The organism is Flavobacterium sp. PMTSA4, from assembly GCF_032098525.1.
Classification (GTDB): Bacteria; Bacteroidota; Bacteroidia; order Flavobacteriales; family Flavobacteriaceae; genus Flavobacterium; species Flavobacterium capsici.
Genome location: NZ_CP134890.1, coordinates 1,781,824 through 1,801,675, shown reverse-complemented (window position 1 = coordinate 1,801,675; position 19,852 = coordinate 1,781,824). Strand labels below are relative to the sequence as shown.

General features: G+C 29.9%; 20 protein-coding genes. 8 read left to right on the top strand and 12 right to left on the bottom strand.

Annotated elements, in window-relative coordinates; all coding sequences use genetic code 11:
• The first annotated feature begins 3 nt into the window (after positions 1-3).
• Positions 4-1,005 (top strand): PorP/SprF family type IX secretion system membrane protein, encoded by a 1,002-nt coding sequence (locus RN605_RS08415; RefSeq protein WP_313324163.1) that lies wholly within the window; start codon positions 4-6, stop codon positions 1,003-1,005.
• Positions 1,006-1,049: 44 nt separating this feature from the next.
• The gene (locus RN605_RS08410; RefSeq protein ID WP_313324161.1) at positions 1,050-1,571 is read left to right on the top strand and encodes a gamma carbonic anhydrase family protein; all 522 of its coding nucleotides are present in this window, start codon (positions 1,050-1,052) and stop codon (positions 1,569-1,571) included.
• Between the two features lie 2 nt (positions 1,572-1,573).
• Here the strand turns inward: RN605_RS08410 and murI are convergent, their stop codons facing one another.
• The 8 genes from murI to RN605_RS08370 all read right to left on the bottom strand — a co-directional run bounded on the left by murI (position 1,574) and on the right by RN605_RS08370 (position 9,772).
• Entirely contained in the window at positions 1,574-2,353 is a 780-nt protein-coding gene (murI, locus tag RN605_RS08405) for a glutamate racemase (protein ID WP_313324160.1), read from the bottom strand.
• A 67-nt stretch (positions 2,354-2,420) separates the two neighbouring features.
• On the bottom strand, positions 2,421-2,921 hold the full coding sequence (locus tag RN605_RS08400) for an OmpH family outer membrane protein (RefSeq protein ID WP_313324158.1): 501 nt from the start codon (positions 2,919-2,921) through the stop codon (positions 2,421-2,423).
• Between the two features lie 31 nt (positions 2,922-2,952).
• Positions 2,953-3,921 (bottom strand): OmpH family outer membrane protein, encoded by a 969-nt coding sequence (locus RN605_RS08395; RefSeq protein WP_313324156.1) that lies wholly within the window; start codon positions 3,919-3,921, stop codon positions 2,953-2,955.
• 34 nt (positions 3,922-3,955) lie between these two features.
• On the bottom strand, positions 3,956-6,658 hold the full coding sequence (gene bamA / locus RN605_RS08390) for an outer membrane protein assembly factor BamA (RefSeq protein WP_313324155.1): 2,703 nt from the start codon (positions 6,656-6,658) through the stop codon (positions 3,956-3,958).
• Positions 6,642-7,379: an isoprenyl transferase gene (locus RN605_RS08385; RefSeq protein ID WP_313324153.1), complete on the bottom strand. Its 738-nt coding sequence runs from the start codon at positions 7,377-7,379 to the stop codon at positions 6,642-6,644. The genes bamA and RN605_RS08385 overlap by 17 nt, the downstream gene beginning before the upstream one ends.
• A 1-nt stretch (position 7,380) precedes the next feature.
• Positions 7,381-8,067 (bottom strand): type IX secretion system protein PorG, encoded by a 687-nt coding sequence (gene porG / locus RN605_RS08380; protein ID WP_313324151.1) that lies wholly within the window; start codon positions 8,065-8,067, stop codon positions 7,381-7,383.
• Between the two features lie 160 nt (positions 8,068-8,227).
• Positions 8,228-9,109, bottom strand: a complete 882-nt coding sequence (locus RN605_RS08375) for an NAD kinase (RefSeq protein ID WP_313324149.1) — start codon at positions 9,107-9,109, stop codon at positions 8,228-8,230.
• A gap of 3 nt (positions 9,110-9,112) precedes the next feature.
• A complete protein-coding gene (locus tag RN605_RS08370) occupies positions 9,113-9,772 on the bottom strand; it encodes a CBS domain-containing protein (protein WP_313324147.1) in 660 nt (219 codons plus the stop codon).
• A 112-nt stretch (positions 9,773-9,884) separates the two neighbouring features.
• Here RN605_RS08370 and RN605_RS08365 point away from each other — a divergent pair, with 112 nt between their 5' ends.
• Both RN605_RS08365 and RN605_RS08360 read left to right on the top strand, forming a co-directional pair.
• Positions 9,885-10,598, top strand: a complete 714-nt coding sequence (locus RN605_RS08365; protein WP_313324145.1) for a pyridoxine 5'-phosphate synthase — start codon at positions 9,885-9,887, stop codon at positions 10,596-10,598.
• Positions 10,599-10,603: 5 nt separating this feature from the next.
• Complete coding sequence (locus tag RN605_RS08360; RefSeq protein WP_313324143.1) at positions 10,604-11,365, top strand: alpha/beta fold hydrolase; 762 nt, start codon at positions 10,604-10,606, stop codon at positions 11,363-11,365.
• Positions 11,366-11,414: 49 nt separating this feature from the next.
• On the opposite strand, the gene RN605_RS08355 is transcribed toward RN605_RS08360, so the two are convergent.
• Complete coding sequence (locus RN605_RS08355; RefSeq protein WP_313324141.1) at positions 11,415-12,728, bottom strand: T9SS type A sorting domain-containing protein; 1,314 nt, start codon at positions 12,726-12,728, stop codon at positions 11,415-11,417.
• Between the two features lie 82 nt (positions 12,729-12,810).
• Between RN605_RS08355 and RN605_RS08350 the strand changes: the two genes are divergently transcribed.
• From RN605_RS08350 to clpX, 4 genes are all read left to right on the top strand, one after another.
• Positions 12,811-13,155 (top strand): phage holin family protein, encoded by a 345-nt coding sequence (locus tag RN605_RS08350; protein ID WP_313324140.1) that lies wholly within the window; start codon positions 12,811-12,813, stop codon positions 13,153-13,155.
• Positions 13,156-13,238: 83 nt separating this feature from the next.
• Complete coding sequence (gene tig, locus RN605_RS08345; protein ID WP_313324138.1) at positions 13,239-14,567, top strand: trigger factor; 1,329 nt, start codon at positions 13,239-13,241, stop codon at positions 14,565-14,567.
• A 143-nt stretch (positions 14,568-14,710) separates the two neighbouring features.
• Positions 14,711-15,367 (top strand): ATP-dependent Clp endopeptidase proteolytic subunit ClpP, encoded by a 657-nt coding sequence (gene clpP / locus RN605_RS08340; protein ID WP_313324135.1) that lies wholly within the window; start codon positions 14,711-14,713, stop codon positions 15,365-15,367.
• Between the two features lie 35 nt (positions 15,368-15,402).
• Complete coding sequence (gene clpX / locus RN605_RS08335) at positions 15,403-16,638, top strand: ATP-dependent Clp protease ATP-binding subunit ClpX (RefSeq protein WP_313324133.1); 1,236 nt, start codon at positions 15,403-15,405, stop codon at positions 16,636-16,638.
• 43 nt (positions 16,639-16,681) lie between these two features.
• On the opposite strand, the gene RN605_RS08330 is transcribed toward clpX, so the two are convergent.
• The 3 genes from RN605_RS08330 to RN605_RS08320 form a co-directional block, all read right to left on the bottom strand.
• A complete protein-coding gene (locus tag RN605_RS08330) occupies positions 16,682-18,901 on the bottom strand; it encodes a TonB-dependent receptor domain-containing protein (RefSeq protein WP_313324131.1) in 2,220 nt (739 codons plus the stop codon).
• 174 nt (positions 18,902-19,075) lie between these two features.
• The gene (locus tag RN605_RS08325; RefSeq protein ID WP_313324129.1) at positions 19,076-19,216 is read right to left on the bottom strand and encodes a hypothetical protein; all 141 of its coding nucleotides are present in this window, start codon (positions 19,214-19,216) and stop codon (positions 19,076-19,078) included.
• Between the two features lie 12 nt (positions 19,217-19,228).
• Positions 19,229-19,846, bottom strand: a complete 618-nt coding sequence (locus RN605_RS08320; RefSeq protein ID WP_313324127.1) for a hypothetical protein — start codon at positions 19,844-19,846, stop codon at positions 19,229-19,231.
• Positions 19,847-19,852: the final 6 nt, after the last annotated feature.

The following is a 19,852-nucleotide window of genomic DNA, read 5'->3' as shown; positions in this document are numbered from 1 at the left end:
AAAATGAATTTAAGAAAATTTTATTTAGTAATTTTAGTTTTTATAACCCAAATCTCTTTTTCACAAGAAGGTCTACCGGTTTATTCAGATTATCTTTCAGATAATTATTACCTACTACATCCATCAATGGCTGGTGCAGCAAGTTGTACCAAAGTTAGATTAACAGCAAGACAGCAATGGTTTGGAGTAGAAGATGCGCCTGCATTACAAACAATAAGTATAAATGGATCATTAGGAGAGAGATCTGGTGGAGGAGTAATAGTATTTAATGATCGTAATGGTTATCATTCTCAAAAAGGGATAAAGTTCACTTATGCACACCATTTGATGTTTTCTAGGGATAATATTGATTTAAATCAATTATCATTTGGTATGAGTGCTGGTTTTGTTCAAAGTCAACTAGATGAAACAGATTTTTTAATTAATAATCCAGCATATGATCCAATAATTAATGGAACTATTGTTCAAAGCGCATCATATTTTAATGTTGATATAGGAGCATCATATAATTTTCTTGATTTCTATGTACATGCAACAGTTAAAAATGCTTTGGCAAGTGATAGAAAATTATACACTGATAGAGAACCAGTTAATTTAAGAAGATTCATTTTGAATTCAGGTTATACTTTTGGAGATGAAGACAGAATTTTATGGGAACCATCTTTTATGTTTCAATTAGTAACTCAAACACAAGAAAAAACAGTTGATTTGAATATAAAAGCATATAAAAGTTTAGATTTTGGTATGCTTTGGGGTGGAATTTCATATAGAAGAAGTTTAGATGGCGCTCAATTTGTTGAAGGGCAGAGTGTTTCAGATCAAAAATTGCAATATATTACTCCAATTATTGGAGTAAATTTTAAAAGTTATATGTTATCATATACTTACTCACAATTGTTAGGAAATGTGAAGTTTGACAATGCTGGTTTTCATCAGTTAACATTAGGAGTTAATTTATTCTGTAAACCAGAGAAGTATCACTGTAATTGTCCTGCTATTAATTAATAATTTTAAATAACTGTCCCGAAATTTTTCGGGACAATTTTTTTATGATAATAAAATCTGTCAATGGAAAATCTCCTCTAATACCTGAGGATTGTTATGTAGCAGAAAACGCTACTATTGTTGGGGATGTAATTTTTGGTCATTCATGTAGTGTTTGGTTTAATGCAGTAATTCGTGGTGATGTTCATTTCATTAAAATAGGGAATAAAGTAAATATTCAAGATGGTGCTGTAATACATTGTACTTATCAAAAGCATCCTACAGAAATAGGTAATAATGTTTCAATAGGACATAATGCTATAGTTCATGGATGTAAAATTCATGATAATGTTTTGATTGGAATGGGAGCAATTGTCATGGATAATTGTATTATAGAAAGTAATTCTATTATTGCTGCTGGAGCTGTTCTTACTCAAAATACAATTGTAGAATCAGGAAGTATATACGCTGGAGTTCCAGCAAAAAAAGTTAAAGAAATAAATCAATCAGACTTTGCTGGAGAAATTGAACGCATTTCAAATAATTATGTGATGTATTCGGGTTGGTTTAAGGATGATGAAAAATAATTTTAAAATTTTTTTTGAAGAATAGTATAGTTTCCATTCAATATTGATTGCAAAACTTTTGGATTTGAATTTGTATAAAAAATAACTTCACCAAGTTTATCATCAAGTTTCAATTTATTTTTTTCTTGTAAAATATTTTTTGTTTGTCTGGCAACTGCTTCGCCTGAATCAATAATTTTAATATTTTTTGGAAGTATTTTTTTTATTTGAGGAATTAAATAAGGATAGTGACTACAGCCGAGTACTAAATAGTCAATATTAGCTTCTATCATCGGGTTTAAATATGTTTTGAGTAAATCATTCATTTCTTTGGAATTGATGTCTCCATTTTCAATTAAAGGCACTAATCCAAATCCAATTTGCTCAATAATTTTTGTTTCATGAAATTTCTCTGCAGTTTGATGAAAAAGGTCGCTACTTAAAGTTCCTTTAGTAGCAAGAATACCAATAGTATGTGTTTCTGATTTTAAAGCAGCGGGTTTGATTGCAGGTTCAATTCCTATAAAAGGCACATCATATTTTGCTCTTAATTCTTTAATTGCATTTGTTGTTGCAGTGTTACAGGCAACAACAATTATTTTACAATTCATATTAAGCAAAAATTCCGTGTTTTTAATACTTAATGCGATTATCTCATCTTTTGATTTTTGCCCATATGGTGCATTTTTGCTGTCAGCTAAATAAATAGTATTCTCATTCGGAAGTAATTCATTAATTTCTTTCCAAATAGATGTTCCTCCAATTCCTGAATCAAAAAGACCAATAGGGTTATTATTTGTCATAGAAACAAAAGTAAAAAAAAACTGCTCAATATTTTGAGCAGTTTTTGATATAATATTTTTGATTTTTTTAAAACCCTAAATCTTTTTTAACATCAGCTGTTAAATCTGGCCCATCGGCTAGTAATAAGTCAGCAACATTTAATACATATTGATAACCTTTTGCTTTACCTACTTTAGTAATTGAAGCTCTAATTTTATCCATTAAAGGTTTTACTAAATCAGATTCTTTTTTCTCTAATTCTTTTTGAGCATTAGTTCTGTAATCAGTAATTCTTTTTACTAAGTCTTGAACTTCTGTTTGACGAGTTTGATTAACGGCATCAGTTACAGTTGAAGCTTCTTGGTCGTATTTTTTTATTTTATTTTGGTATTCTTCTGCCATTGTTTTGTATTCAGCATCATAAGTTGCACTCAATTTTTCTAATTGTTTTTGAGCATCTAACATCGCTGGCATTTTTGAAATAATTTCATTTACATCAACATGTGCAGTTTTAGCTTGTGCATTCATCGTTTGCATAGTTCCAAAAAATAAAACTCCAGCTATTAGTAATGATTTCAATCTTTTCATTTTTTTCTAGTATTAATTAATTTTTATTTTATTATTCTGTTTTAGGTTCGTTCTTTTTTTCTTCTTTAGCTTTTTTGGCAGCTTCTCTTTCTTCTAATATTTTTTTCTTTTTATCTTCTAATGCTTTTTTTCTTTCAGCTAAAATTCTCGCTCTTTCGGCAGCTTTGTCTTCTTTTGCTGAAGTAGTAGTTGAATCTTTTTCAGTTGTTTTTTCTCCTGATATTTTATCATCTGCATTAACCGTGCCATTTTTTTTCGCTTCTCTTTCAGCGGCAGCAGCATCACGTTTTTCTTGTTGTTCTAGTTTTTTTGCTTCAGCCGCAGCTTTTCTATCTTCAATTAGTTTATCACGTGCAGCTTTTTTTTCTTCTAATTTTTTTCTTCTTTCTGCAATAGCTGGATTTTCATCTTCCATATCTTCAAGAGCTTCTTTCTTTTCAAGATCTTTCAACTGTTTATTAGACATTTGTTGTCTTTTTTCAGCTCTGTTTAAAGTTCTTAAAACTCTATCACTAATATCATAACGTTTATTTGCAAAAAGCATAGTCAAATCGGAAGATTTATCAAAAATGAAATCATATTTCTGTTGTTCTGCAATATCTTGAACAGCAGTAAAAACTTGGTCTTGTATTGGTTTTACTAAAACTGCTTTTTGTGTAATTAAATCTCCATTTGGTCCAAATCTTTTTTGTTGAAAATCTAATAATTCTTGTTCTTGAAAAGCAATTTCTTCTTCTCTTTCTTCAATTAATTCTTTAGTTAATAAAGCTTTTTCAGTTTTTAATGCATCTTTAAGCTTTGCAATTTCAACTTTTTTGGCTTCTATATCTTGCTTCCATTTTTGAGCTTTTTGCTCTAATTGATTTTTGGCTTCAGAGTAATCATTTACATTTTGAAGTATGTATTCCATATCAATATAACCAATTTTTACACCTCTGCTTTGAGCATTCAGTTGAATAGTAAAAATCAGAATAATTATGGATGCAATATATTTTTTCATAAGAGTTGAATTTGTAATTAAATATCAAATATAATTAAAATTGTTGACCTATAATAAAATGTGTTTCCCAACCATTCTTTTGTGTTCCACCAGGAACAGGATCGAATCCGTGACCGAAGTCAATTCCAAGTAAACCAAAGGCAGGCATAAATACTCTTAATCCAAATCCGGCAGAACGTTGAAGAACAAATGGATTGTATTCTTGGAATGTATCAAACGATGAACCAGCTTCAAGAAAAGTTAATGCATAAATTGATGCAGCCGCTTTTAATGTCAAAGGGTATCTTAATTCTAAAGTAAACTTATTGTAAATAGTTCCACCATCAAGAGACGATAATGATTGATTTGGATAACCTCTTAGCTGAATAACTTCTCTACCATCAAGAGCAAAGTTAGCTAAACCATCACCACCAAGGAAGAATCGCTCAAAAGGAACAATACCACGATCATTATTATATGCACCTAAATATCCAAATTCACCTAATGCTCTTAATACTAAAGCTTTTTGTTGTGATCCCGCAATTCTTGTATACCAATCTGCTTTGAATTTTAATTTGTAATATTCTAACCAGTTGAATTTTAATTGGTCTACTTTTGATTGATCTGCAGCGGCTTCTTGATATGTCTCGACATATTGATAAATGTTTTGACCGTTTATTGTTTGTGCAATACCCAAATAATCACCAGCAACAGGAACTTGACCGTTTTCAGTAGCCTGAACATTTAATCCGCTAGATGGATCGTAACGCAATTTATTTTCTTGAAGATCTCCAAGTTTTCCATAATCAACACCATTAAATAATGAATAAGGTAAAGTAAATTTGGCTGACAAGCTAAATTCAGATCCAGAAGTTGGATAAATTGGATTTATTCCTTTGTTGTTTCTGGATAATCCTAATGTAAAAGCTAAATTTCTTGAAGAACCATTACCAAAAGTGAATAATCCTGTATTGTAATTATTCAAATCATAGTATTGAAAACTTACAGCATTAGAAAAATAGAAATTATCGTCAGGAACTGTTAAACGTTTTGAAATTCCAACAGATAGGGAAGTAATATTAAAACTTCTGCTTTTGTCAACGCTAGTTGTTCGACCTGAATACAAAAATTGTTTACTGTGTGATAACGATGATGAAAACTGAATTGGTTTTTTTCTTCCAAACCAAGGTTCAGAGAATGACAAACTATAAGTTTGAAAGAATGAACTTGCCTGCGCTCTTAAAGATACTTTTTGTCCATCACCCATTGGTAAAGGTTTATAAGCTTCTTTTTTGAACATATTTCTGACAGAGAAGTTATTAAAAGACAATCCTAAAGTTCCAATAAAACCTCCACCGCCATAACCACCTTGAAGTTCTATTTGACTTGAGCCTTTTTCTACTAAATTATATTCTATATCAACAGTTCCAGAAGCTGGATCAACGTTTTTGAATTTTGGATCAATTGCTTCTGGATCAAAGAAACCAAGTTGACCAATTTCTCTAATTGTTCTAACTAAATCTTCTTTGCTGTATTTTTCACCAGGACGAGTTCTTAATTCACGATAAATTACATGGTCGTTTGTTTTATCGTTTCCAACCACTGTAATGTTATTAAAATAAGCTATTGGACCTTCAACAACTCTAATTTCAAAATCAATGGTGTCATTTTCAGTTTTTACCTCTACAGCATTAATGTTTGAGAATAAATATCCATTGTTTTGATATAGGTTAGTTAAATCATCAGCATCGGGTTTTGTTTTATCGGCAATTCTTTTTTGAAGCAAAACACCGTTATAAGTTTCACCTTTTTTAATTCCTAAAACTCTTGTCAATAATTGATCTGAGTAAACAGAATTCCCTAGGAATTTAATGTCACCAAAATAATATTTTCTTCCTTCTTCAAGTTTAATATTGATGTTGATTTTATTTCTTTTTTCGTTTAAATAAACAGAATCCGAAATAATTCTTGCATCGCGATAACCTTTTTCTTTGTATTTGTCTATAATAGAAACTAAGTCTTCTTTATATTTATCTTTGACAAATTTTGAAGCTTTGAAAATTCTGATTGGATTTTGTTTTTTGGTATTTTTCATGGCGCTTCTCAGTTTCTTGTCTGAGAATTTTTCGTTGCCATCAAATGTTATTTTTGATATTTTTAATTTATCACCTTTATCAATGTTAACTAACATTTTCACCTGATTTCCTTCAGTTGTATCAGGTTCTGTTTTTATGTAAACTTTTGTGTTAAAATATCCGTCTTTTTTATATTTATTTTCAATATAATTTTTGGTTGTAGTAATCAAATTTTCATTTACTATTTTGCCTTTTGTAAGTGAATTGTCTTTTATTAAACCATCGACTTTAGATTTTTTTACTCCTTGAATTTTTACATCACTAAGTTTTGGTAGTTCGCTGATAGCTAGTTCAAGCCAAATACTATCATTTTCGGTTTTACTGATATAAAAATCAATATCGCTAAATAATCCAAGCTTACCAAGTTTTTTAATAGCATTACTAATTTGTTCTCCAGGAACAGTAATTTGTTGTCCTTTTTCTAAGCCCGAAAAAGTAACAACAGTTTGCTGATTATAGCTAATTTTTCCAACTACTTCAACATCTGCAAGTATGTATTTTTGTCCTTGATCAAATGGGGTTCTTTCTTGGGCTTGTAATTGAAAAACGGTTCCAACTAATAATAGTGTAAGAACAGTTTTTAATGTATTTATTTGCACTAAAATTCTATTTAATTTGTTCACTTGTTTTTCCAAATCTTCGTTCTCTATTTTGATAGCTCACAATTGCATCATATAAATCGTTTTCCTTAAAATCAGGCCAAAGAACATCAGTAAAATAAAATTCTGCATAGGCAATTTGCCATAGTAAAAAGTTACTTATTCTGTGTTCACCACTGGTTCTAATCACCAAATCTACATCGGGTAAATTGTGCGTGTAAAGATGCTGATTAATAATTGATTCATCAATACTATCTAGAGAAATTATATTATTTTTAACTTTATCACTTATTTTTTTAACAGCATTTAACAATTCTTCTCTAGCGCCATAACTCAGTGCTAAAGTTAAAGTCATTCTGGTGTTATTTTTTGTTTTTTCGATTACTGCTAAAAGTTCATTTTTTGCTTTTGTTGGAAGTAATTCTATGTTTCCAATTGAGTTTAATCGAATGTTGTTTTTTTGAAGAGTATCTAATTCTTTTTTTAAAGATGAAATTAATAATTTCATCAATGTGTCGACTTCAAGTTTAGGTCTGTTCCAGTTTTCAGTAGAAAAAGCATATAAGGTTAGATTTTCGATACCCAATTTTGCACAAGTTTCAACAGTAATCTTTACCGATTTCGTGCCTTTTTCGTGCCCCAAAGACCTTAGCAAGCCTTGTTGTTTTGCCCATCTACCATTTCCGTCCATGATAATGGCCAAATGTTTGGGTAATTTTTTTGTATCTATATTTTCTAAACTCATTTTATTCTGCACAATAGCAAGGTTTGTTACCAAAGGTATATGTTAACGTAAATCCAGAGAACACATACCAATCATTACTATTTATATTTCCAAATTTCAAGGCTTGTAAATTTTTGTTTTTAGGTAAACTTCCATCTAAATTATCTGAAAACGTATATCTTGCTCCTACTTCTAGTCCAATTATTAAATTTTCAGTCAGTTTACTTTTAACTCCAACAATCATTGGAATAGCAAATTCGCCTTCTTGATAATCTTTTTTGGTAGTTCCATTAATTACATACAATTCGTTGTATATAAAATATGAAACTCCAGAAAAAACATATGGAGTAGTTTTCATTTTTAAGGCTTCATGCAAATTGAAATCAAAAAAATTGAATTCCAATCCAGCTGAAAACTCTTTAATATTGTTTTCAAATTGATAACCTCTTAGTTGTCTTTCTTTTACTTCTGAATCTGCATCATTACCTGTGATAGTAGATTGAGTATAAGAAAATCTATAAGAATGTCTTGGGCTTTTGTTCCATTTATACAATATTCCAAATGCTAATTTATTTGGATTAATATAATTGGTTTTGCCGACATCGCCTATAAAATTACTTCCTCCTAAAAATACTCCAATTTCATGTATCTGAGCATTCAAAATCTGGGTAGACAATACTAAAAAAAATAAAACTATACTCTTTTTCATTTATTTGAAAATAGCGTGCAAATATAATAATTCTGAGTACTTTTTATATACTAAATGATGAATAATAGTAAATAAAAATAATGTAATCAGAATAATAAGTTACACAATGATAGTTTTAAAACGAATTTTTTTGGATTGTAGTATAAATCAAATTGATTTTTTAATTTCTTTTGTCTTCTCCCCAAAGTAATTTCTTGCGTAGCGTTTTGAAAAAAGTCTCGTTTGGAATTTCAACCATATTGATGGTAAACGGATTTTTTCTGATGAAAAGTTCAGTATTTTTGTCGATTGACATTATTCTTGAATCAAGCGAAACAAGATATTGTTCTTCTCTACCAGAAACTTTTAGTTTAATTTCCGTATCATCAGGAATAACCAACGGACGTGCATTTAAATTATGTGGAGCGATTGGCGTAAGAACAAATCCTTTGACATTTGGGGTTAAAATTGGTCCACCACAGCTCAAAGAATATCCTGTAGAACCTGTTGGTGTAGAAATTATTAGTCCATCAGCCCAATAGGAATTCAAGTATTCACCATTTAAACAAGTTTCAATGGTTATCATCGAAGTTGTGTCTTTTCGGCTAACGGAAATTTCATTCATTGCAAAGTTAATTTCCAATTCATTTTCCGGAAAATTTGTATCAAGTTTTAGGAGTGTTCTTTCGGAAATGGTATATTTTTTTTCTAAAACAATTTGAAGAAAAGATTGAATGTCTTCTTTTTGAACTTTTGCCAAGAAACCTAATCTTCCAGCATTAACGCCAAGTATTGGAATTCCTGAATCAGCTACAAAAGATGCTGCTCTAAGAATAGTTCCATCACCACCAATACTAATTAAAATATCAAAACTTTTGTCTAATTCTGAACCTTTTTTAAAGGTGTTGTATTGTTTTTCAAGGATTTTTTCTTCGTAAAGAATTTTTAAAAAGTTTTCTTCAATAACTAATTCAACTTCATTTCTATTGAAAAAAACAAAGATATCTTTGATAATTGGTCGGGTATCATTTTGATAATATTGTCCAAAAATGGCAACTTTCATAATTTAGATATTTAAATATTTATCTAGATATTCCGAACGCTCTTTTAAATTGTTCAAATAATCATCTTCGTTGTGTTCCGAAATTATTTCGTAGTTGTATCTTCTAAATGTTTGAATAATTTCATTCAAACCGCCAAGAGTTGTTTTAACAGTAACTTGAACTTTATCGCTTGATGCTTCAGAAACAAATATGCCTAAAAGTTTTCCATTATTACTTTCGACAATTTGGGCAATTTGACTCATAGAATAATCTACAGCTAGTTTTTCAACAACAATGATTCCACCAGTTTCTTTTAGAAAAGGAGTTTCATTCAAAAATTTAATAACATCTGTAATTTCGTAGTAGCCAATATATTGATTGTTTTCGTTCAAAATTGGAACTATGTTTGAATTATGTCTAGCAAATACTTCAAGAACATCAAGCCAAACCATATTTTCTCTAACAAAAAAGCCTTCTAAAGTATAGCGATAATCAAGAATTGTTTTTCCAAATTCAAAAGTTTCAGAGTCATTGGCCGAAATACAACCTATGAAAATTCCGTTTTCCATTACTGGAAAATGTGAAAAAGTATTTTCAGCAAAAAAATCTTGAACTTCTGATACAGATTCAGAAATTAAGAATGGTTTAAAATCGTTATTTATATATTCTGAAATGACTCTCATTTTTTCTTTTCTATTAGCGACTGCAAAATAATCAAATTTTAGGACATGATGACTTCCTTAACTTTGTATTTTTGTAATCAAAATTAAATATAAGATTTTTAGAAAAATTTAAATGACAAAATTAAGCGTTAACATTAATAAAATAGCAACTTTAAGAAATGCTCGTGGAGGAAATGTGCCAGATTTACTTAAAGTAGCCGTGGATATTCAAAAATTTGGGGCACAAGGAATCACGATTCATCCAAGACCTGATGAACGACATATTAGATATCAAGACGCAAGAGATTTGCGACCATTGGTTTATACTGAATTTAATATAGAAGGTAATCCGCAACATAATTTTATTGATTTAGTTTTAGAATGTAAGCCAGAGCAAGTTACATTGGTGCCTGATGCTATTGGAGCAATTACTTCTTCCTCAGGTTGGGATACTTTAAAGAATCAAGCCTATTTATCTGAAGTTATTAAAGAATTTAAGAATAATGGAATAAGAACATCCATTTTTGTTGATCCAGTTTTAGAAATGATTGAAGGCGCAAAAAAAACTGGAACTGATAGAATTGAGTTGTATACTGAAGCATTTGCTAATCAGTATTCATTAGGAAATAAAAAAGGGATTGAACCTTATACAAAAGCAGCAATTTTGGCAAATGAATTAAATTTAGGAATTAATGCCGGACACGATTTAAGTTTAGATAATGTTCAATTTTTTAAGCAAAATATTCCAAATTTATTAGAAGTTTCCATTGGTCATGCATTAATTTCAGAAGCTTTATACCTAGGGTTGGATAATGTTGTAAATATGTATTTGCATAAGTTAAAATAGATTTTATGTTATATTCAAAAATAGAAGGCGAAGGAAAGCCACTTCTAATATTGCATGGATTTCTTGGAATGTCGGATAATTGGAAATCTTTCGCTTCAAAATATACAGAAAATGGATTTCAAGTTCATTTACTCGATTTAAGAAATCACGGAAGAAGTTTTCATTCTGATGATTTTAATTATGAAGTTATGATGAATGATGTTTTTGATTATTGTAAACATTATAATCTTCTAAAAATTGATTTGATTGGACATTCAATGGGCGGAAAAGTGGCAATGTTTTTTGCAACAACTTATCCTGAATTGGTTGACAAGCTTATAATTGCTGATATTGGTCCAAAATATTATTTACCACATCATCAAGATATTTTAGCAGGTTTGAATGCTGTTGATTTTTCAAAAAAGCCAGATAGAAATGAAGTAGAAGAAATTTTGTATCCATTTATTCCAGATTTTGGGACAAGACAGTTTTTAATGAAAAGTTTATACTGGATAGAACCTGGACAATTGGCTTATCGATTTAATTTGCCTGTTTTTAATAAAAAAATTGAAGAAATTGGCGCAGCTTTACCATTAGAAAAACAATTTGAAAAACCTACATTATTCATTCGTGGAGGAAATTCAAAATATATTTTAGATAACGATTTATCACAAATTGAAAAACAGTTTCCTAAATTTCAATTGAAAACTATTCCAAATGTTGGTCATTGGTTACATGCTGAAAATCCTCTAATGTTTTTTGAAGAAACATTTGAGTTTTTAAAATAAAAAAGTCCTTTCAAACAGAAAGGACTTTTTTGAATAAGATTTTATTAAATTAGTTTTTGATGAATTTTTTAACTGCATTTCCAGAATCAGTTGAAATATTCATAAAATAAATTCCTGAACTTAATTCTGATACGTTGATTTGAGTAGAATTAACATTGTCAACTTTAACTTGTTTTACAGTTCTTCCATTTATATCAGAAATAGAAATAGTATTCATTACAATATCATCATTGTTTGAAATGTTAATTACACTATTTGTTGGATTTGGATACATTGAAAATTTAGAAGAAATAAATTGAGAATTTTTTAAAGTATTATTGAATTTAAAAATTCCTCCAACACCAGTGCCAGTACCTGTAAATCCACCTCCAAAACCAACTGTCGCATTTAAAAATTCAACAGTTGTGTGAGATAAAGCATCAATAGCAGTCCAAGTTGTACCATTATCTAGACTATATGATGATCCAAAATTTCCTGTAGTTGAACCTGCAGAAACTAGCATATCAGCACCAGCATAATCAATTGCACCCCAAAACATACCAGTAGTAGGAACAGTTGTCCAATTAGCGCCGCCATCAGTAGTTACATAAAAAGTATTACTTACAGTTTGCTGAATAACACCATTATTGTCATCTTTAAAAGCAAACTCACCAACAGAAGTTGCAACAGTTCCTCCTCCAAAATCTGCAATTGGAGTATTTATGGTTGTCCAGTTTAATCCTCTATTTGTGGATCTCATTAATTGTCCACCATCTGTGCCAAACCAAACCGTATTGCCTTTTACATAAAATTTCCCTGTATATCCATAATCTGTTGTAGATGCAGCTATGTTTCCGGTTGGTGTTCTTGTCCACGTTGTTCCTCCATTTGTAGTAGTGTAAATTTCAAAATATCCATTCTTTTTGTCTCCCATACATACACCGTTGTTGGCATCCCAAAAATGTACAAAATTAACAAATGAAGCAGAAGTAAATGCTGCCGTAGTCTGTTTTGTCCAAGTCGCACCGCCATTGGTGGTTTTATAAACACCTTGAGTTCCAAGTGCTGTCGTAGTTGGGAATACTGAAACCCATGCAGTATTAGCATCTGAGGCAGTAATATTCCCAATTCCTAATCCGGTTGTGTTTCCAACATTAATTGTGCCTGTTGTCCATGTTGTCCCGCCATTTGTAGACTTGCCATAAGTTTGATGATTGGTAGTAGATGTTCTTTGAACCATTGTCCAAACTACATTAGCATCGACAATTGAAATGTCACCAGTATAAGAACCATCAACTGGATATCCAGTGTTTTGTTCTGTCCAAGTTTGCGCATTTAAATAAAAGCCAGAAATAAAGGTAAACAAAAGTAAAATTTTCTTCATAATTATTATTTTTTAGTTAATTAAACCAAAAGTAATTTAAAATACTTAATTTTAAAAACAATTATAATAATTATAACAAATTATGAAACTGTTAATTAGAATTTTGATTACCGCCATTTTAGTAATGGTAGTTGCCTATCTGATGAAAGGAGTTATTGTAGATGAATTTACAACAGCATTGTCAGTAGCTATAGTCTTAGCTTTACTCAATTTTTTTGTGAAACCTATTTTAGTCTTGTTTACACTACCAATAACAATTTTTACTTTAGGATTGTTCTTGTTGGTTATTAATGCTTGTATCATATTGTTGTGCAGTCATTTTGTAGATGGTTTTGAAGTAGCTTCGTTTTGGACAGCAATGTTGTTTAGTATAATTTTATCTCTTTCTCAATCATTGGTGTTTCAGCTTACTGGAGAAGCAAAATAAATCTTTAAAAATCAATAAAATAAAAACTTGGTTGGGTTGTAGAAATGTTTTAATTTTGCAACCCAATTTTAGTATATATAAAAATGAATATTACAAGAAATAACGTTGACGCGTTGAATGCAGTAGTAACTGTTGAAGTATCAAAATCTGATTATTCAGAAAAAGTACAAAAAGTATTAGCAGATTATAGAAAAAATGCTGCTATTCCTGGTTTTAGAAAAGGAACTGTGCCAATGAGTTTGATTCAAAAACAATATGGAAAAGCTATTTTATTGGAAGAAGTAAATAAGTTACTTCAAGATAATTTAAACAATTATTTAGTTGAAGAAAAATTAGATATTCTTGGAAATCCTCTACCAAAAGTAACTGAAGATTTCAATTGGGATGTTGAAGATTATAAATTTGAATTCGAATTAGGATTAGCTCCTGAATTTGCAGTTGATTTAAATGCTAAAAATAATTTAGTTAGCTATAAAATTATCGCAGATGACAAAATGTTGAATGATCAAGTTGCTAGAATTCAAAAACAGTATGGTAAATTAATTGCTAAAGATACTGTTGAAGAAGGAAATGATGTTTCTGGGTTTTTTGTAAACGAGGAAAAAGGAATCAACAATAGAACTACAATTTCACTTGATGCATTTGCTGATAAAAAAACAGCAAAAACTTTTATAGGTAAAAAAATTGGGGATGTTGTTACTCTAAAAACAAAAGGGTTGTTTGATGATGATCACAAATTAATGGACTATTTAGCGGTAAGTCATGAAGATGTTCATGGATTAGATGTTGAAGTTACTTTTACTATTGATGAAGTTACGACTCACGAACCTGCAGTTTTAGACCAAGAATTATTTGATAAATTATTTGGACCAAAAGTAGTTACATCTGTTGATGAATTGAAAGCAAAAATCAAAGAAGATGCTGAAAAACAATTTGCGCAACAAGCAGACCAAAAGTTCTTAAACGACGTTACTGAATTTTTAATAGACAATACTAAGTTTGATTTGCCTGCTGAGTTTCTAAAAAAATGGATTCAAGCAGCTGGAGAAAATCCTTTAACGGCAGAAGAAGCAGAAGCTGAATATGCAAAATCAGAAAAAGGATTACGTTATCAATTAATAGAAGGAAAAATTATTACTGATAATAATTTGCAAATCACTTTTGAAGATTTAAAAGCTTACACAACGGAGTTGATTAAAAAACAAATGGCACAGTTTGGTCAAATGAATCCAACCGATGAAGATGTTCAAGGAATTGTTGCGAGAGTAATGTCTAATCAAGACGAAGTAAAAAGACTTTCTGAGCAAGTAATGAATGAAAAAATGTTGAATTTGTTCAAAGAGCAAGTAAAATCAAAATCAAAAGAAGTTACTTATGATGATTTCATCAAAGCGATGTATGGTGAAATCTAAATAAATATTTTATTATATTTGAGCGTCAAAGTCAAAATGATTTTGGCGCTTTTTTATTGTCATTATGACATGGTTTAAAATAGGCATGACTTTTGACTTTTGAAATTGTATTACGAAAACATAGAACTAATAAATAGTAAAAAATGAACTACGGAAAAGAATTTAAAAAATTTGCAACCAAAAAACATGGTGTAAACAGTTTGTATTATGATAAAATGGTTGCTAGTTTGACGCCATATATCATTGAAGAAAGACAACTAAACATTTCTCAACTTGATGTTTTTTCAAGATTAATGATGGATAGAATCATTTTCATGGGAACAGGAGTTGATGATTATATGGCAAATATTATACAAGCTCAATTGCTGTTTTTAGAAAGCGTTGACGCTTCAAAAGACATCCAAATCTATATCAATTCTCCAGGTGGAAGTGTTTATGCTGGCTTAGGAATTTATGATACTATGCAATATATCAAGCCTGATGTAGCAACTATTTGTACTGGTATGGCAGCTTCAATGGGTGCAGTTTTACTTTGTGCTGGTGCTGCAGGCAAACGTTCTGCTTTGCCTCATTCAAGAGTTATGATTCATCAACCTTCTGGCGGTGCACAAGGTGTAGCAACTGATATGGAAATCAACTTAAAGGAAATGTTGAAGTTGAAAGAAGAATTATATACTATTATCGCTAATCATTCCGGACAAACATATGATAAAGTCTATAAAGATTCAGAACGTGATTATTGGATGATTGCTGATGAAGCTAAAGAATACGGAATGATTGATGAAGTTTTAAGAAGATAATTAAGGTTGAGTTTTCAACTTTACAAAATAAAAAAATGGCAAAGCAAGTATTAGAATGTTCTTTTTGTGGAAGAAAAAAACCAGAAACCAATTTATTGATAGCTGGAATAAATGCACATGTTTGCGATAGATGTATTGAGCAAGCGCATGGAATAGTGATGGAGGAATTAAAAGGAACTTCTGCATTACCAAAACCAACAAATGATTTGGTTCTAAGAAAACCAAAAGAAATCAGAGCTTTTTTAGACCAATATGTTATTGGTCAAGATCAAACCAAAAAAGTAATGTCGGTTGCAGTTTATAATCACTATAAAAGATTGATGCAATTGCAAAACGAAGAAGATATTGAAATTGAAAAGAGCAATATTATCATGGTTGGACAAACAGGAACGGGAAAAACATTGGTAGCAAAAACTATTGCACGAATGTTAGATGTTCCTTTGGCAATTGTTGATGCTACCGTTTTAACAGAAGCTGGTTATGTTGGTGAAGATGTTGAAAGTATTTTAACTCGTTTACTACAGGCAGCTGATTATGATGTTCCAAAAGCTGAAAGAGGAATTGTTTTTATTGATGAAATAGATAAAATTGCAAGAAAAAGTGATAATCCATCAATAACACGTGATGTTTCTGGTGAAGGAGTTCAACAAGCATTATTAAAATTATTAGAAGGTACAATGGTAAATGTTCCACCAAGAGGTGGAAGAAAACACCCAGACCAAAAGTTCGTAGAAGTAAATACTAAAGATATTTTATTTATTGCAGGTGGTGCTTTTGATGGTATTGAACGTATTATTTCGAAGCGAATGAATCGTCAGGCTATAGGTTATTCTAATGCAAAAAATATAGATGGAATTGACAAAAACAATTTATTGCAATATGTAATTCCAAAAGACATTAAAGATTTTGGGTTAATTCCTGAAATTATTGGTCGACTTCCAGTTTTAACTTATATGGACCCGCTTGATGCTGAAACCTTGAGAGCTATTTTAACAGAACCAAAGAATGCCTTAATCAAACAATATGAAAAATTGTTTGGAATGGATGGTGTTAAATTTACTATTTCAAAGGAAGCATTAGATTATATTGTTGAAAAAGCTTTGGAATACAAACTTGGTGCTCGTGGACTTCGTTCTTTGTGTGAAGCAATTTTGACGGATGCAATGTATGACTTGCCTAGTACAGACGAGAAAAAACTACATGTAGATGTTGATTATGCAAAAGAAGCTTTGACAAAAAATCTCTTGAAAAGATTAGAAATAGCATCTTAAAAACTATAAAAAAAACCAGCTTATTAAGCTGGTTTTTTTATTTTTATTTTCCAAAACCTCCAGTACTTTGTACTTTTTCAACATCAATATTGGTGTTTTCTTTTTGCAATTTTAAGTTTCCAAAATTGTAAGTCAACGAAATTCTAAAAGTTCTGCTGTCTTGTTTTTGATAAAAAGTAGTGTTCAAATTTTGGCCTCCAACTAACGCATTTACTTCATTAGCATTAAATACATCAAAGCAATGTAAACCTAGTTTTAATTTTTTATCCATAAATTCTCTGTGGAAAGAAATATCAAACTGTTGAATTGGTTTTGTGATTTTATAAATTTCCCAATTTCCTTTGTCTACGATAAAATAGGTAATTGTATTTTTAATTTCCCAAGGCAAAATAAATTGTGCTTGTGCCGAATAATTCCAAATGGCTTTGTTAGAATATGGAAATTCAAAACCTTCAATTTCATTTTTAACATAATTAATGTTCAAGAAAATATAATTCATCTTATCCATATAATTCATTCTCTTTTGAAACTCTTCTTTTCCTTTGAAGAAATAATCCAGAGGAATTGGGAAACTCAAAAAAGCACTAAAAGTATCATATCTTTTAAACTGTTGGAAAGTTTGATTGCTAACGGGTTCAGTTGCATTAGCATCAGCGCTAAAAATAAATAGATTGTTGTCTTTTGTTCGTGTGAAATTGGCTCCAAACTGAATAAATTGCATCGCTGAAACCTTGAATTCATAATTGTCAAAGAACGTTGGATTTAAAAATATATTTCCTTGCGATGAATTATATTGGTCAAAAGTTGAGCTATTATTTGGGTCTAAAGTATTGTAATTTGGTTGATTAATTTTTCTTGAATAAGAAGCTGAAAGATTTACATTATCATTTATTTCATAAATAGCACTCATGTTAGGAAACAAATTTGTGTTTCTGAACTTGATTTTTTCAGCAACGGTACTCGAAATACGCTCAACATTAAAATCTTCAAAACGTAGGCCTAAAGTGAAACTAAACTTCTTTATTTTTTTTCTTGCTTCAGCATAAAAAGCCAAATTATTTTCGGTGTAGTCAAAATTTATAGTGTTGGCAGTTGGACTATTAATGAAATAATCGCCAACGTTATCTACTTTTAAAATATTGTATTTTCCACCAGTTGCTATTGAAAAATTGTACTTTTCAAAAGGAATATTGAAATCATATTTCAAGTAATAATTTTTTAAATCAAAATCATTTTCACCATTATTAAAATAGTTTTCATTCGAAACAAAATCTGTTGCATCAGAGTTTGTAATTGGATTTCTTTTGAATAAGTTACTATAACCAGTAATATCTAGCGTTCTTCCTAAAGTGTCTAATTTTGTTTTGTATTGCAAACTCAATTCGTGATTTTGGTGTTTAGTTTTAGAAATACCATTGTTGTAATAATCGATATTTTCACCAAAAGTAGTTGCGTCAAAAACTGTTCGGTCATTACCTAAATATAAATTATAGTTTAAAAGAAAATTTGTTCTGTCGCTTAATTTATAGTTAGTTCCTGTTCTCCAATAAAAATTTCTATTGGTGTTTACCGAAAAATTTTCTTGTTCCAAAACCTTATTTGGAGTAAACGCTGTAAAGGTTTGATTGGTAATCGTTCTGTTTTCGCTATCAATATAGTTGTAGCCAATCATAGTTTGCCAACTTAAGTCTTTTTCTTTTCCATTTAAAAGAATTTGAGGGCTTGGTTTTTGGTATTTATTGAAGTTGTAATTAATGTTAAAACTCGCATTAATTCCTTTCATTCTTCTTGAACTTGTAATGATATTAATAATTGAACCACTGGCATTGGCATCAAATGCAGCACCAGGATTGTATATTAATTCAACTTTTTCAATTGCGTTGGCGGGTAACGAAGAAAGATAATTTTGCAAATCTTGTCCGCTCAATGTACTTGGAGCATTGTCAATATAAACAGCGACACCTTTTCCGTTTAAGGTTAAACTTCCTGTTGGCGAAGTAATAACACCAGGTAGTTTTTTTACAGCTTCCAAAGCATTACCGGTGCTTAGCATTGGGTTTTCTTTGATGCTGATGGTTGTTTTATCAGCGTCAACTTTTACAAATTGTTTTTTGTTTCCAAAAATAGTGACACCTTCAAGTTCATTTATTTTTGGAGATTTAATAGTGTCGTTAACAGTAGTTTGTTGGAAAGTTTTTTCAGCTTCTTGAGCATAAAAAGTTGCACTAAAGGATACAATAAGTGCAGTGAATAATGATTTCATTTGTGATTAATTTGATTGATGATTACTCATAAGACTTTTCATCAGTCAATATGTTACAACAAAATCAACTATTTTTTAGTTTTTTATAAATTCAAATAAATACACTGCTGATTATGAATAATGTAGTAAATTCAAAAATAAACAAGGGATAATTTTGATTTCAATTAAATGAAATCAAGCAACATTTTTATCAAAAACAGGTTTTTCTTTTGGCATTTCAACCAAACATCTTCTTCCCGGACCACATTTCATTCTATGCGGACCGCAAGAAGCGAGAAATCCTAAAAAGATTAGTAATACAAATATTTTTTTCATAGCTACAATATATTATTCTTTTTCAAATCGTTTAATTTCTTTTTTTCTATCATTGATGTAATTCTCATCAATTATTTGGAACATACAATAACATGAATAATGTTGACTTAAAATTCCTTTGTTAAATAGTAAATGAGCAAACATATTTAATTCGTTATGGTTTTTCCCAAATTCCATTCCAGTATACTCTTTTTTTGATAGCTTAACTAAAATTGAATCAAAATTTATTTTTTTCTCATAATCTTTTAATTCATCAATACTATATGAATAAAAGCCTATGTTATTTAATGCAGCCGTATCTTTGAACTCAAAATAGCGTTCTTTATTCCGAATTTGTTGTTGTATTTTATCATTTTTATTTTCGACTTCTAAAGCATAATCCAAAAACCCGCTATAAGTACATATTTCTTTCTTTTCTCCAGTATTTAAATTTTTCACATTAACAACAATGTATCTATCAATAGTGCCATTTCCTAATTCAATTAGATTAATATAGTTTAGATATTTGATTGAATCTGATTTTGATTTAAATTCTTTTTTACTTTTTATAGAGTTATTTGTCTTGTTCTTTTCACATGAAAAAATTGAAACAATAAAGATTATCAATACTAATATGAATTTTTTATTCATAGCAGT